Origin of the sequence: Sphingosinicella microcystinivorans, from assembly GCF_003634215.1 — a bacterium.
Lineage (GTDB): Bacteria > Pseudomonadota > Alphaproteobacteria > Sphingomonadales > Sphingomonadaceae > Sphingosinicella > Sphingosinicella microcystinivorans.
The window spans coordinates 1,071,374-1,084,430 of record NZ_RBWX01000007.1 but is presented as its reverse complement, the minus strand read 5'-3'; the positions used below and the strand labels follow the sequence as shown (position 1 = coordinate 1,084,430).

Here is a 13,057-nt window from a genome sequence, read left to right as displayed (position 1 = left end):
GATGATCTCTTCCAGTTCACCCGTCTGGGCCGTCGCGGAAGCGGCGATGCCGGCGCTCCCGACGCAAATCGCCGAGCACAAAAGCGTGCGCTTCAATACATGCATCTTGTTTCCCCTTTTTGTCCCATGCGCCGATTCGGCCCATTTCCCCGTCACCAAGCTCCGCCGTGCGCCTGTTGCGGGCGCCGTCGGTACGATCGGGATCATTCTCTATTTTGAAATTGAATTCAAGTTGATTATTGTCCGATGCGCATCATCGTTTCCAAAAGACCAAACCCAACCGCTGAAGGATATTGAACCAACCCATGACAGACCTGCCGTCACCCTATCTTCTCTTCCTGGGTGACACCCGGAACGAGACCTATGCCAAGACCGCTTTCGGCCTGCGCGACTGGGCGCCCGAGACGGTGATCGGCGAATATGCCATGCCCGAAGCGACGGTGACTCTGGGGCTCGAAAGGCTCACGCCCGCCGAGGCGGCGTCCCGCGGTGCGCGCGCGCTGCTTCTCGGCATCGCGCCGGTTGGCGGCGCGATCCCGGCGCACTGGCTGTCGGAGCTTGTCGCGGCGCTGGAGGCCGGGCTCGATATCGTCGCCGGGCTCCACCAGCGGCTCGCGGACATTCCCGAACTCGCCGCGACGGCCCGGCGCCTTGGCCGCACGCTGCACGATGTTCGGCACCCCACCGTCAGCTTCAGCACGGGAACGGGCCTCCCCCGCATGGGCAAGCGCCTTCTCACCGTCGGCACGGACTGCGCGCTCGGCAAGAAATACACCGCGCTCGCCATTGCAAAGCGGTGGCGCGCGCTTGGCGGCAACGCGGATTTCCGCGCGACAGGGCAGACCGGCATCATGATCGCCGGGCACGGGGTCGCCATCGATGCCGTCGTCGCCGATTTCATCGCGGGCGCCGCCGAGTGGCTGAGCCCCGCGAACAGCGCCGATCACTGGGACATCATCGAAGGCCAGGGTTCGCTCTATCACCCCGCCTTCGCGGGCGTGACGCTCGGCCTCCTGCACGGCGCGCAGCCCGACCTGTTCGTGCTCTGCCACGATCCGACGCGCGGCACGATCTACGGCTATCCGCACATCCCGATGCCCGATCTCGCCGATGCGATCGCGCTCTACGAGCAGCTCGGTCGGCTGACGAACCCCGCCATCGCCTGCGCCGGGATCAGCATCAACAGTTCGAAAATGAGCGATCCAGAGCGGCAGGACTGGATGGCCCGCACATCAGACCGACTCGGCCTGCCCGTCGCCGATCCGCTGCGCGACGGCGTCGATGCGTTCATTCAGAGGATGCAAACCGTCACGGCATAACCCCGTGCCGCATCGCGGGTTGCGCGGGCGCCGTCCGCCGCGCCAACGTCTGGTCCAGAACCCGGATCAGGCGCGGCCGCGTTTCGCGCGGGTCGATCACGTCGTCGATATTGAGCTTCGACGCGGCATGGAACGGTCCCGCGCAGCGCGCGTAGTTCGCCGTCAGCTCGCGGATCAGCGCCTGCGGATCGTCCGCCGCCTCAATCTCTCTGGAATGCGCTGCGAGCACCGATCCACCCGGCGGCAGCGAGCCGAAATCCGCCGTCGGCCAAGCAAGGATCATCGCCTGCTGCGCTTCCGCACCGCCCATTGCGATCGCCCCGAACCCGAACGCCTTGCGGATGACGAGCGTGATGCGCGGCACCGCCGACCATGAAATCGCATAGCTGAGCGCAAGCCCCGCACGCAGCGTCCCCTCCTGCTCCGCCTTCGGCCCGGGCATCACGCCGGGCACGTCCTGCAGGAAGATGATCGGGATGTGATAGGCCGAGCACAGGTCCACGAAGTGCCGCGCCTTGTTCGCCGCCTGCGCGGTGATCGCGCCTGCCGAAACCATCGGCTGGTTCGCGATGATCCCCACCGAATGGCCGCCGAGCCGGGCGAGCCCGGTCACGATCATGCGCGCGTGGTCGGGCTTGATCTCGAAGAAGCTGTCCCGGTCGACAACGCTGTGGATCAGCTCTTTCACATCATAGGGAAGCCGCGGGTTTTCTGGGATAAGGCTCACTAGCCGCTCGTCCATCCGGTCAGCGGGATCATCGCAAGCCAGCCGCTCCGGATACTCATAGGCATTGCGCGGGAAATAGGAGAGGAAACGCTGCGCCATGGCGATGGCCGCTTCCTCGGTCGGCGCCGCATTGTCGGCGACCCCCGAAATCCGGCAATGTACGCCCACGCCGCCAAGCTCCTCGGGCGACACGCTTTGCCCGGTCGCGGATTTCACCACCGGCGGACCGGCAGCCGCGAGCATCGCGGTGCCCTCCACCATGATGATGAATTCGGCAAGGCTGCTGAGCAGCGCGGAATCCCCCGCGCTCGGCCCCATCACGATCGCGACCTGCGGCGCGATTCCGGAAAGCCGCGCAAGCGTGATGAGGTGCGAAGCCTCGGGCAGCCCCTCCCCGATCATCTCCTGCGCGCGCGCGCCCGCGCCGTCCTGCAGCCAGATGATGGGCATCCGCTCGCGCAGTGCGATGTCAGCGATGCGGTGCTTCTTCCGCCCATGGTGCAGGCCGTAAGTGCCGCCGTGCACGGTGAAATCCTCCGCCGCAACGCACACCGGCCGCCCGTCGATCGTCCCCGTCCCGATGATCACGCCGTCTGCGGGTGTCACCTCTTCCACAGTCTGCGCGTAACCGATCGGGCTCGCGTGCGAGGCGAGTTGGCCATATTCCAGAAAGCTGTCGGGATCGAGCAGCATCGCAATGCGCTCGCGCGCAGTCCCCTTGCCGCGATCCCGCTGCCGGCGGACTTTATCGTCCCCGCCCATCGTGAGCGCCCGCGCGCGCCGTGCCCGCAGTTCCTCGATCGCTTCCGCCATGCCCATAGTCGCTGCTCCGTAATGACGACCAAGGGCTCAACATCTATATAACTTAAATTCAAGTTCTATAATTGAGAGGGAAGGATGCAGTCTCAGGCGTTGCCGCGACGCCGACGGGTTTCCCAACCTTTCTTCGCGGCTGCCGAGCGGGCAGCGGCACTACGCGCGGCCGATGCCGCGCCGCCTTTGCGACCGCCCTTCCGCGATTCGGCATGGCTCCCCGCCTTGCCGCGACCCGAACCGGATTTGTTGCCGCCGCCCGATTCCTTGTTCACGGTCGCCCACGCGCGCCGTTCCGCCTCTTCATGGCTCACGCCGCGCTCTTCATAGCCCTCCTCGATATGACGGGCCTTGCGCTTCTGCTTGTCGGTGTAGCTGCTCTTGTCGCCGCGGGGCATCGCGTCTCTCCTGCTGCACGCCCCCTTTTGCCGATCCAACGCCGTCCGGTGCTATTGGTTCAACGCGCGCCTAAACCTGCGAAATCCTCGGCGCGATCGCCCATCAGGAACCTTGGCCCCGCCCCTGCCCGCGCCGCCCTGTCACCCGGATTGTAAAGCGCGCAACGGTCCAGCGACAGGCAGCCGCACCCGATGCAACCGTCGAGAAGGTCGCGCGTGCGTTCGAGCATGGCGATCCGCGCATCGAGTGCCTTGCGCATGCGGCGACTGATCCGCGTCCAGTCCGCCTGCGTCGGCACGCGCCCATCGGGGAGCGTCGAAAGCTCCGCCTCGATCTCTGCGAGTGTCAGCCCCAGTCGCTGCGCGATCAGTGCGAACGAAAGCCGCCGTATGTCGGAACGCAGAAAGCGGCGCTGGTTGCCGCCGGTACGGATCGAACTCACCAGCCCCCGCTCCTCATAAAAGCGGATTGCCGAGACACTAAGCCCCGTACGCCGGGCAAGTTCGCCGATCGTAAGTGTCGTTCGCATCATGCTGCGGGCTTCCCAAAAATCATGCTTGACCTCAAGTTAACTTGAGGTTGTACGACTCGCAAGGACTGGCGCCGCCGAGCGCCTCAACCTTGGAGAAAATTCATGAGTTTTCCGCGCATTGAACACGTAAACGTCACCGTCACGGACCCGGAGCGAACCGCCGGTCTGATGCAGAAACTGTTCGGTTGGAAGATCCGCTGGCAGGGGCCCGCACGCGATGGCGGACGAACCATCCACGTCGGTTCGGACACCCACTACATCGCGCTCTACACCGGCGCGAACGCCGCCTACACGGAAGAGGATTTTGCAAAGGGCCGCCCGCTCAACCACATCGGCGTAGAGGTCGACGATCTCGACGAAACCGAGGCGCGCGTGTTCGCGGCAGGTCTCGTGCCATTCAATCACGACGACTACGAACCCGGCCGCCGTTTCTATTTTTTCGATCCTGACGGAATCGAATATGAAATCGTCAGCTACGGCTGAAGTTGAGAACGGCAAGGGAGCCGAGCGGCGCATGATGCGTCGCGGCTCCCATGCAGAACGACCTTCGCAATGGACGCTGAGCGCGCCCTTCAGTTCCGGGTCTTCGTCTTGTCGCTATTCCCCTCCACCGCCTTTTGTGTGGAAGACATCATGGGGTTGCCGGTTTCTGTCGCGGCCACCGATTGCCGCTTGCTGCGCCACGCGTCGAAATCGGAATTGAAGCGATCCTGTCGTTCGGCAAGATAGTCCTGATAATCCTGATCGAACCGTGTCATCTGGCTCTGCCGCCAGCGCGCATATTCGCGATCGTAAGAGTCTTGGCGCCCGCTGTTGCGACCATCACTCCTCTCCTGACGATAACCTGCCCGGCCATAGTCTTCGCCGCGATCCGCGCCCTGATAACTGGAGCGGGGGTCGTGGCCGCCCCAGCCGGCACGCCCGCGCCCTCGGTAGCCGCCGTCGCCGCGCGCGTCGTCACCATCATCGCCCCAATATTGGCGCGGCTGGTGTCCGCGGGTCCGATCATCGCGTTCATAAGTATCGGTCATTTGGCTGCCAAACGCGCCCGGATACCGGCGTTCATCTTCATGATCATCGAAATTCCGCGCGCGTTCAAATCGGCCCGGCCTGCCGCCCTGGCCACCGGTGTGGGGTTCATAGTCGCTGCCATAGCGTTCTCCTGATGCCATTTCCTGATCCTTCCGGGGTCTTGAGTCACTCTTCTTCCAACGGCTCCGTCCGGTCTTGGTTTCCCCGAATGCGATGAAGCGACGTGCGTGGAGGAACCGCCTGCCTCGCCTGCAAGTTATGCAAACGGTTGACACACAGGAGGCATGGAATGGCCGCACGACCCTATTGGCGCGGACAGATTCGCCTGGCACTCGTTTCGATCCCCGTCGAGATCTACACAGCCGTCAAAAGCGGTGCGCAGATCAGCTTCCGCCAGATCCACGAGCCGTCGGGCAAGCCCATACGCTACGAAAAGGTCGTGCCCGGCATCGGCCCGGTGAAGGCGGAGGACATTCTCAAGGGCTATGAGATCGGCAAGGGCGAATATGTTCTGCTGCAGCAGGACGAGATTGACGCCGTGAAGCTCGAAAGCCGCAAGACGCTCGAGCTCACGCAGTTCGTCGACGTCACCGAGATCGACCTGCTCTATTACGAAAAGCCCTATTTCGTCGTTCCGGCGGACGATCTCGCCGAAGAGGCGTTTGTGGTCCTTCGCGAGGCACTGCGCCGCACGCGCAAGGTCGGGCTTGGCCAGATCGCGATGCGCGGCCGGGAGTACGCGGTATGCCTCCGCCCCTGCGGGCGCGGACTGATGCTGGAAACGCTACGCTATGCCGACGAGGTGAACCGCGCCGCGTCCTATTTCCGCGACATCGACGACATCAAGCCCGACAGTGAATTGCTCGAACTCGCCGAAACGCTGATCGACAAGAAAACCGCGCCGTTCGACGCCAAGGTTTTCGAGGATCGCTACGTCGAAGCGCTGGAAGGCCTGATCGAGAAGAAGCGGCGCTCACGGGGCCGCAAGATCATCGAGGACGCTGATGAAGAACGGCCCCGAGGCGGCAATGTGATCGACCTGATGGCTGCGCTGCGCAAGTCGGTCGATACGCCGGCGCGAAAGGCCAAACCCCAGAGTCGCAAGACCGCGAGCAAGCCGAAGAAAGCCCCTGCCACCAAGTCTCCGGCGCGCAAACGGGCCTGACCATGGCACGCCGCGCGGACCCGCTCAAAGACTACAACGCCCGGCGCGATTTCAAGAAGACACCTGAACCTGCCGGAACGCCGGGGCGCGCGGAGGGCAACAGTTTCGTTGTGCAGAAGCACGCCGCGACCCGCCTGCACTACGATTTCCGCCTCGAGCTTGATGGCGTTCTCAAGAGCTGGGCCGTTACGCGCGGCCCCAGCCTCAACCCCGACGACAAGCGCCTTGCGGTCCGCACCGAAGACCACCCGCTCAGCTACGGCGGTTTTGAGGGCAATATCCCGAAAGGCGAATACGGCGGCGGCACGGTGATGCTGTGGGACGAAGGCACGTGGGAGCCTGTCGCCGGGAAGGATCCCCGCCAAACGCTGAAGGACGGTCATCTCCACTTCACCCTCCACGGCAAGCGCATGAAGGGCGAATGGCTGCTCGTGCGCATGAAACCGCGCGCGGGGGAAAAGCGGGAGAACTGGCTGCTTCGGAAGATCGACGATACCCACGCGGGCGGGTCGGACGAGCTTGTCGAAACGGTGCTGACCAGCGTCGAGACGGGACGATCGATGGCGCAGATTGCGGCGGGCGCGCCAGCGGTCTCGCTGAAAGGCAAGCGCGGCAAGGCCTTCACCCGCGCCATGACCGAGGCGCGGAGCGCGACCGTGCGCGCGAAACCCAAGAGCGCAAAGTCCGGCCGCCTGCCGGCCTTTCGCGCCCCGCAGCTTGCGACGCTCGTCGATCATGTGCCCACGGGCACGGAATGGATGCACGAGATCAAGTTTGATGGCTACCGCTGCCTGCTCGCCGCAAACGGCGACAAGGCGCGCATCTACACACGTACGGGGCTTGATTGGTCGGATCGGTTCGCGCCGCTCGTCGAAGCTGCGGCAGCGCTCGATCTGCCGCCGTGCCTCATCGACGGCGAGATCGTGGTGATGGACCGGAATGGCAATCCGAGCTTCAGCGCTTTGCAGAAGGCCCTCACGGAGGGCAGCGACGGCTTCGTACTGTTCGGCTTCGACCTGCTCGAACTGGATGGCGAAGACCTCGCGCAGCTTCCCAATATCGCGCGCAAACAGCGCCTCTCGGGGCTGCTGTCCCCAGACGGCCCCATTCGTTACGCCGATCATGTCGTGGGCGCGGGAGAAAAGCTCTATGAGGCGATGTGCGGCGCGGGGCAGGAAGGCATCATCTGCAAGCGCGTCGATGCGCGCTACGTGGGGAAACGCACGAAAAACTGGCTGAAGGTGAAATGCACCCGCCGCCAGGAATTCGTGATCGTCGGCTGGACGGCGAGCAGCGCGAAGGCGCGGCCGTTCGCGTCGCTGCTGCTCGCGCAGAACCGTGCAAATGGACTTGCCTATGCAGGCAAAGCGGGCACAGGATTCGATGCCGATACGTTCGCCATGCTCGAAGGCAAGCTGCGCCCCCTCGCACGCAAGACCGCGCCGGTCGCGGTCCCGCGCGCGGAAGCACGGGGCGCGAACTGGGTGACGCCGAAACTCGTCGCCGAAATTGCCTTTGCCGAATTCACGTCCGATGATCGTCTACGCCATGCCAGTTTCATCGGGTTGCGGGAGGACAAGATGCCGGGCGATATCGCACCCGAAACCCCGGCCCCGGTCAGCGATGGAGATGACGGCGTAACGATTACCCATCCCGATCGCGTGATCTTCCCCGAAGCGAAGATCACCAAGGGCGAGCTCGCCGATTATTATCGGCAGGTCGGCGCCGTCATGCTGCCATGGCTGGCGCATCGCCCGGCAAGCCTTGTCCGCTGTCCGCAGGGCCGTGCGCGTCAGTGTTTCTTCCAGAAGCACGACAGCGGCAGCTTCGGGCCGGCCGTGCATCACATTCCCATCGTCGAAAAGAACGGCAAGCCGGACGATTATCTCTATGTCGAGAATACGCAGGGCATTCTCGCCTGCGTCCAGATGGGCACGATCGAGTTCCACGGCTGGGGTGCCCGCGTCGAGGATGTCGAGCGGCCTGACCGGATGGTCTTCGATCTCGATCCCGACGAGGCGATCGGCTTCGACATCGTGAAAACCGCCGCGAAGGATCTGCGCAAGCATCTGGACGACATCGGTCTCATCAGCTTCCCGATGCTCACCGGCGGCAAAGGTGTCCATGTCGTCGTCCCTCTCACACCCGGCGCGGAGTGGGATGCCGTCAAGGATTTCGCCGAACGCTTCGCGCGCGCCATCGCCGAGTTGGAGCCCGATCGGTTCACGGCCACGATGTCGAAGGCGAAACGCAAGGGACGCATCTTCATCGATTGGCTGCGCAACCAGCGCGGCTCCACCGCGATCATGCCTTATAGCGCGCGCGCAAGGCCCGGAGCGCCCGTGGCTGCGCCCATCTCATGGAAAGAGCTGGACGGCATCGAAAAGGCCGGCACCTTCACCGTGAAGGACGCGAAAAAACTCCTGAAACGCGCCGGCAGCCGCGATCTCGCCGGATGGGGCGTTGCGGCCCAGAATCTACCGGGCATCTAGTCCGATCAGCGCCAGCCAGCGGTCAGTTTCTGCCCCACGGGAACGTCCTCGGGGAAATCCACCTCACCCCATTCGAGCCCCTCGATCGACGTCACGAGCACCGTCGATTCCGGGTCTGCCGCGATGTGGTGGATCGCGCGCAGATACCAGCTCCGCGTTCCTTCGGGCGAATGCATCATCCGCTCCACCTCGGCGCGGAAACGCGCCGCGCCCTCGGCATTGAACCGCAGGAAGCCGATCGATTCAGCGTTGCTTTCCTCCGCGGTCAGCCGCTTGCCGATATCGAGCAGCCGCTCGCCCTCACGGCGCACCTTCATGTCGTCGAGATCGTAGTCGGGTTTCACGTCGACCGTCACGCGGATCGGTGCGTCGGGCGCGGCAAGCACGCGGTCCACAATCTCACGCGAAACGAGCGTGTCGCCGTTCAGGATCACGAACGGCTGATCCATCAGTTCGCGCGCCAGCCAAACCGATCCGAGATTGTCCGCGACCTGATAGAAGGGGTTGAACAGCGTCCGCACGCGCGCGCCGCGATCGTCCCGGCGCGCGATCGCCGCGTCCACCATGTCCGAATTGAAGCCCACGACGACCGTGATGTCGTCGATGCCGCCCGCGATCAGCATGTCGAGCTGCCAATCAAGCAGCGTACGTCCCGAAAACTCGATCAGGCACTTGGGCCGATCGGCGGTCAGCGGCAGCAGGCGCGAGCCCTGTCCTGCACTCAGGATGATGGCACGTTTGGTCATTTTGCGCGCCTAGACCGGAAATGTGGCAGGATGTGGAATGCCTCGTCAGCCGCGCGCAGCGAGGATCGCACTCGCAATTTCATGGTCTTCGACCTTGTCCACGTCGATGCAGGCTTCCGGCCTGTCGAGCCGCACCGGCGCCGCCGTCACGCCAAGCCGCGCGCCTGCCCTCGCCAGCGCGCTCTCCACGCGCAGGGCGCGCAGCAGGTAGCCGATGAGAAGCACAGGTCCGAATGCACCCGCGATGGCGCGCACCTTCTTGCGCTCTCGTTCCACACGCTGCCAGAAACGCACGGCGGAGAGCGCCGCGGGCCGCGCGAGGAAGAAGAGGTTCGCGCCGGAATAGGCACCGCCCCGGAACTTGAGCCATGTGCGCCGCGCATCCGGATAAGCGCGTGCGAACACCTCTTGCGGCACCAGTCCGACAGCCACATCCGTGCCCGCCGCCCTCGCCCCGGAAACGAAACCGGTCAGCGTCTCGGCGTCGAGCAGCACGTTGTCCGCCGTCGTCACGAGGAACGGCCAGCCCTCCGGATGGGTCTCAAGCGCTGCGGCCACCGCCGCGCTCACCGAATTTCCGCCCGAAAGCGTGCTGATCCGCGCATCCGCCGCCATCCATGCCGTACCCGGATGCGCGAGAAGCCTTTCGGGCTCCTGCGCCAGCACGACCGTCCGCGCGACGTCCGGGTGATCCACAAGAGTGCGCGCCACGCGGGAAAGCATGGGCTCGCCCGCAACCGCGATCAATGCCTTGTCCTCCACGCCGAAATGCGCGGCAAGCGGGTCGGTGCCGGGCCGCCTGCCGGCGACGAGGAGCGCCGTAACCTGTGCCTTGTGCTCCGTTTCCAACCCACCCATCCTTGTCGCAAAAGCGCAACACCGCATCCTCGAAGCCGCCTATGACCAAACGCGGGCGAAGTCCATGCTTGGCGCGGGCCCCGGTTTGGGAGACAAGATCACGTCATGGGGGCGTGTGTTCGAGGAATCCGTTCATGCGTCGTTTTACTGCACCTGCACTGCTTGCTGTATCGCTTGTCGCACTCCCCGCCGTCGCGCAGACCGCGCCCGGGGAGAAGGACAAGCCGACGACGAGCCGCGCGCTCGATGCGGCGACACAGCCCGTCGAAGACGTAAACCTGAAAAAGGACGAGATTCCGCAGGATCTGCTCGATATCCTCGATGATCCCTATTCGCTGAAGGGCATTCGCAAATGCGCCGAGGTGCGCACGGCGGTTGAAAAGCTCAACGCCGTGCTCGGCCCCGACCTTGATGTCGAAATCGCCGAGGACCGGGGCAAGAAGCGTGCGGACACCGTTCTGCGCCTTTCGGGCAATTTCCTCTCCAACCTGATCCTGCCCTTCCGCGGCATCGTGCGCGAGATTTCTGGCAGTGCGGAGAACCAGCGACGCTACAAGGCCGCGATCGTCACGGGCGTCGCGCGGCGCAGTTTCCTCAAAGGTTATGGCGCCTCGAAAGGCTGCAAACCGCCCGCCGCGCCGCTGCCGCTCAGCGCCGAAAAGGTGGCGGCTCAGGCGAGCCGCAGCTCGTCCTGAGGGGTCGTGAGCAGGAGACCGAGCAGGATCGCGCGCGTTTCGCCATCCACCACACCGTCGATATTGGAAGGCCGGAACCGCCGCTGGAACGCAACGATCGCCGCCGGGCCATCGCTCACGTCGTAGCCGTAGCGTTCGAGCGCAAGCACCATGCCTGCGTCCGTCCATTGCGGATCGGCGATCGCCTCCGGAACCGGCGTCGCCAGCCCAAGGCGCGCAAGACGCGGCCAATCGAACAGTTCGCCCGGATCGATTTTGCGCGCAGGCGCGATGTCGCTGTGCCCGACGACGTTTCCGGGCCGAATCCCGTGCCGCTTCACGATCTCGGCGAGCAGCGGGATCAGCGCGTCCATCTGCGCCTCCGGGAACGGCCGATAGCCGAACTCGTGGCCGGGATTAACGATCTCGATGCCGATGCTTGCGGAATTGACGTCGCTGATGCCGCGCCAGAACGATTTGCCCGCGTGCCACGCACGCCGCTCCTCATCCACCAGGCGCAGCACATTGCCGTCCTCGGCGATCATGTAGTGCGCCGAAACCTTCGCCTCCGCGTCGGTCAGGCGCTGTAGCGCCGCCGTACCGGACTGCATTCCCGTGTAGTGCAGCACCACCATCGAAACCGGCATCGAGCGCGCGTCGTGGTTGGGCGAAGGGCAATCGATCATCGCTTCACCTCGCGCGCCCATTCTTTGACCAGCCCCTCGTCCGTCTTCTGCGTCGCGCTCCGCCATGTCACCACGGCGACGCCCATGAAGGTGACAAGCGCACCCATCACGAATTCGAAGCTGATCGGCGTGTCATACACCATGATCGCGATGATCGCCGCAATCAGCGGCGTCGGCAAGGTGAGCGGCGCCATCACCGTGACGGGATAGCGCTGCAGCAGCCAGCTCATCCCGACATGGCCGACGATCGACGAACCGATCGCAGCATAGAGAAGCCAGCCCCACACGTGCGCGTCCGCAGCCGCGGCGCGGGCCATGCCGCCGGGTTCGAACCACAGCGCGGCGGCAAGAAGCAGCGGAACGCTCACGAGCGCGAGCCAGGCGTGGATCGTCATCGGATTGACGCCTTGCAGGCGGCGGAACATCAGCGAGCCGACAGCCCACATGAAGGTGGACAGGATCGTCAGGCCCACGCCCAGCCGCTCGTCCCAGATGGCGGGGTCGAAGCCCATGATGACGATGCCGATGAACGAAGCCGCCGTGCCCGCGATGCGGATCCAGCGGATCGTCTCGCCGAGGAAGATCACGGCAAGGATCAGGCTGAACGGTACGCCGAGCTGACCAGCGATCGAAAGCGCCGCGACGTTCTCGGTGAGCGAAAAGCTGAGGCCGCCCAGTCCCATGAAGATCGCGCCGGAAACAATGCCCGCGATCACGATGTCGCGCATCCGCCCCTTCACGAGGCGAAGCCACGGCAGCGTCACCAGCAGTACGATCACATAGCGCAGGAACACGCCCGTCATCGGGCCGAGTGCGTCGATGATTTCCTTCACGGCGACGACGTTCATCGCCCAGAGGAGGTCGATGAACAGGATGAAGGCGAGGTGCGCGGGCTTCATGACGACATGATCGTCCGGTACGCCGCGTTGATCTCCGCCATGCGAAGATCGGCGACCCGGATGAACTCAGCGGGCGTCCCTTCCGCGTAGTGCCGGTCGGGGTGGTGCCGCTTCACGAGCGCGAGGTAGGCGCTGCGCACCGTCTCCCGGTCCGCGCCGGGCGCAATGCCGAGCACGACATAGGGATCGTCCGGGTCCGGCGCGACATAGCGCGTCTTGATCCGCGCGAAATCGGCGTCGGCGATGCCGAACTCGCGGCGCACGCGGTCGACGTATTCCAGCTCCTCGCGCGTCACCCCGTCCGCCACCGCGATCATCAGCAGCGCCTCGACAAGGTCTTCAAGCACGGGCGATCCGGTGCCGATGATGCTCCGCGCCTGCCGCGCATAGCTTTCAAAGCCGTCGGTCGACCGCTTGGCGAGGTTATAGAAGCGCTCGGCGTTGGGGCGTTCGGCGGCTTCCACCTGGAACAATCGCTCGAACACCGCGAACTCGTCTGCCGAGGCATAGCCGTCCGCGCGCGCCATTTTGGCGGAAAGCGCGATCGCGGCGATCGTGAAGGCGACCTGCGCGCGCTCGCCGCGCCCCAGCCGTGCCGCGCCCACATCGATCGCGTGCCCGGCCGCCAGGCCCGCGAGCGCGCCCAGCGGGCCACCGATGGCGAGCCCGACGGCGGTTCCCAGAATCTTGCCCCAGATCGACATGCGCCGCTGTC

The 13,057-nt window shown here is 64.8% G+C and carries 15 protein-coding genes; 6 read left to right on the top strand and 9 right to left on the bottom strand.

Features of this window, described 5'->3' with window-relative positions; translation table 11 throughout:
• The first annotated feature begins 1 nt into the window (after position 1).
• Positions 2 to 346 (top strand): hypothetical protein, encoded by a 345-nt coding sequence (locus tag DFR51_RS18940; protein WP_160119180.1) that lies wholly within the window; start codon positions 2 to 4, stop codon positions 344 to 346.
• Entirely contained in the window at positions 306 to 1,319 is a 1,014-nt protein-coding gene (locus tag DFR51_RS05305) for an N-acetyltransferase DgcN family protein (RefSeq protein ID WP_121047951.1), read from the top strand. Before DFR51_RS18940 ends, DFR51_RS05305 begins: the two co-directional genes overlap by 41 nt.
• Here the strand turns inward: DFR51_RS05305 and DFR51_RS05300 are convergent.
• The 3 genes from DFR51_RS05300 to soxR all read right to left on the bottom strand — a co-directional run bounded on the left by DFR51_RS05300 (position 1,309) and on the right by soxR (position 3,790).
• Complete coding sequence (locus DFR51_RS05300; RefSeq protein WP_121047950.1) at positions 1,309 to 2,865, bottom strand: acyl-CoA carboxylase subunit beta; 1,557 nt, start codon at positions 2,863 to 2,865, stop codon at positions 1,309 to 1,311. The two genes, DFR51_RS05305 and DFR51_RS05300, sit on opposite strands and share 11 nt — an antisense overlap.
• 86 nt (positions 2,866 to 2,951) lie before the next feature.
• On the bottom strand, positions 2,952 to 3,257 hold the full coding sequence (locus DFR51_RS05295; RefSeq protein ID WP_121047949.1) for a plasmid stabilization protein: 306 nt from the start codon (positions 3,255 to 3,257) through the stop codon (positions 2,952 to 2,954).
• Positions 3,258 to 3,316: 59 nt separating this feature from the next.
• On the bottom strand, positions 3,317 to 3,790 hold the full coding sequence (gene soxR, locus DFR51_RS05290) for a redox-sensitive transcriptional activator SoxR (RefSeq protein WP_121047948.1): 474 nt from the start codon (positions 3,788 to 3,790) through the stop codon (positions 3,317 to 3,319).
• A gap of 102 nt (positions 3,791 to 3,892) precedes the next feature.
• Between soxR and DFR51_RS05285 the strand changes: the two genes are divergently transcribed.
• Positions 3,893 to 4,273 carry a VOC family protein gene (locus DFR51_RS05285; RefSeq protein ID WP_121047947.1) on the top strand — a complete coding sequence of 127 codons (381 nt, stop codon included), beginning with the start codon at positions 3,893 to 3,895 and terminating at the stop codon, positions 4,271 to 4,273.
• Positions 4,274 to 4,362: 89 nt separating this feature from the next.
• Here DFR51_RS05285 and DFR51_RS05280 read toward each other — a convergent pair whose 3' ends face one another.
• Positions 4,363 to 4,962, bottom strand: a complete 600-nt coding sequence (locus DFR51_RS05280) for a hypothetical protein (protein WP_121047946.1) — start codon at positions 4,960 to 4,962, stop codon at positions 4,363 to 4,365.
• Between the two features lie 149 nt (positions 4,963 to 5,111).
• On the opposite strand from DFR51_RS05280, the gene ku reads away from it, so the two are divergent.
• A complete protein-coding gene (gene ku, locus DFR51_RS05275) occupies positions 5,112 to 5,987 on the top strand; it encodes a non-homologous end joining protein Ku (RefSeq protein ID WP_121047945.1) in 876 nt (291 codons plus the stop codon).
• 2 nt (positions 5,988 to 5,989) lie between these two features.
• Positions 5,990 to 8,479 (top strand): DNA ligase D, encoded by a 2,490-nt coding sequence (ligD, locus tag DFR51_RS05270; RefSeq protein WP_121047944.1) that lies wholly within the window; start codon positions 5,990 to 5,992, stop codon positions 8,477 to 8,479.
• A 5-nt stretch (positions 8,480 to 8,484) separates the two neighbouring features.
• Here ligD and DFR51_RS05265 read toward each other — a convergent pair whose 3' ends face one another.
• Positions 8,485 to 9,225, bottom strand: a complete 741-nt coding sequence (locus DFR51_RS05265) for a phosphocholine cytidylyltransferase family protein (protein WP_121047943.1) — start codon at positions 9,223 to 9,225, stop codon at positions 8,485 to 8,487.
• A gap of 45 nt (positions 9,226 to 9,270) precedes the next feature.
• Positions 9,271 to 10,083: an NTP transferase domain-containing protein gene (locus DFR51_RS05260; protein WP_121047942.1), complete on the bottom strand. Its 813-nt coding sequence runs from the start codon at positions 10,081 to 10,083 to the stop codon at positions 9,271 to 9,273.
• Positions 10,084 to 10,217: 134 nt separating this feature from the next.
• Between DFR51_RS05260 and DFR51_RS05255 the strand changes: the two genes are divergently transcribed.
• On the top strand, positions 10,218 to 10,778 hold the full coding sequence (locus DFR51_RS05255; protein ID WP_121047941.1) for a hypothetical protein: 561 nt from the start codon (positions 10,218 to 10,220) through the stop codon (positions 10,776 to 10,778).
• Here the strand turns inward: DFR51_RS05255 and DFR51_RS05250 are convergent.
• From DFR51_RS05250 to DFR51_RS05240, 3 genes are read right to left on the bottom strand one after another with little or no spacing between them, the layout of a single operon-like run.
• Entirely contained in the window at positions 10,754 to 11,464 is a 711-nt protein-coding gene (locus DFR51_RS05250) for an N-acetylmuramoyl-L-alanine amidase (RefSeq protein ID WP_121047940.1), read from the bottom strand. The two genes, DFR51_RS05255 and DFR51_RS05250, sit on opposite strands and share 25 nt — an antisense overlap.
• Complete coding sequence (locus DFR51_RS05245) at positions 11,440 to 12,342, bottom strand: DMT family transporter (RefSeq protein ID WP_121047939.1); 903 nt, start codon at positions 12,340 to 12,342, stop codon at positions 11,440 to 11,442. Before DFR51_RS05245 ends, DFR51_RS05250 begins: the two co-directional genes overlap by 25 nt.
• Positions 12,339 to 13,046, bottom strand: a complete 708-nt coding sequence (locus tag DFR51_RS05240) for a J domain-containing protein (protein WP_121047938.1) — start codon at positions 13,044 to 13,046, stop codon at positions 12,339 to 12,341. Before DFR51_RS05240 ends, DFR51_RS05245 begins: the two co-directional genes overlap by 4 nt.
• Positions 13,047 to 13,057 lie beyond the last annotated feature (11 nt).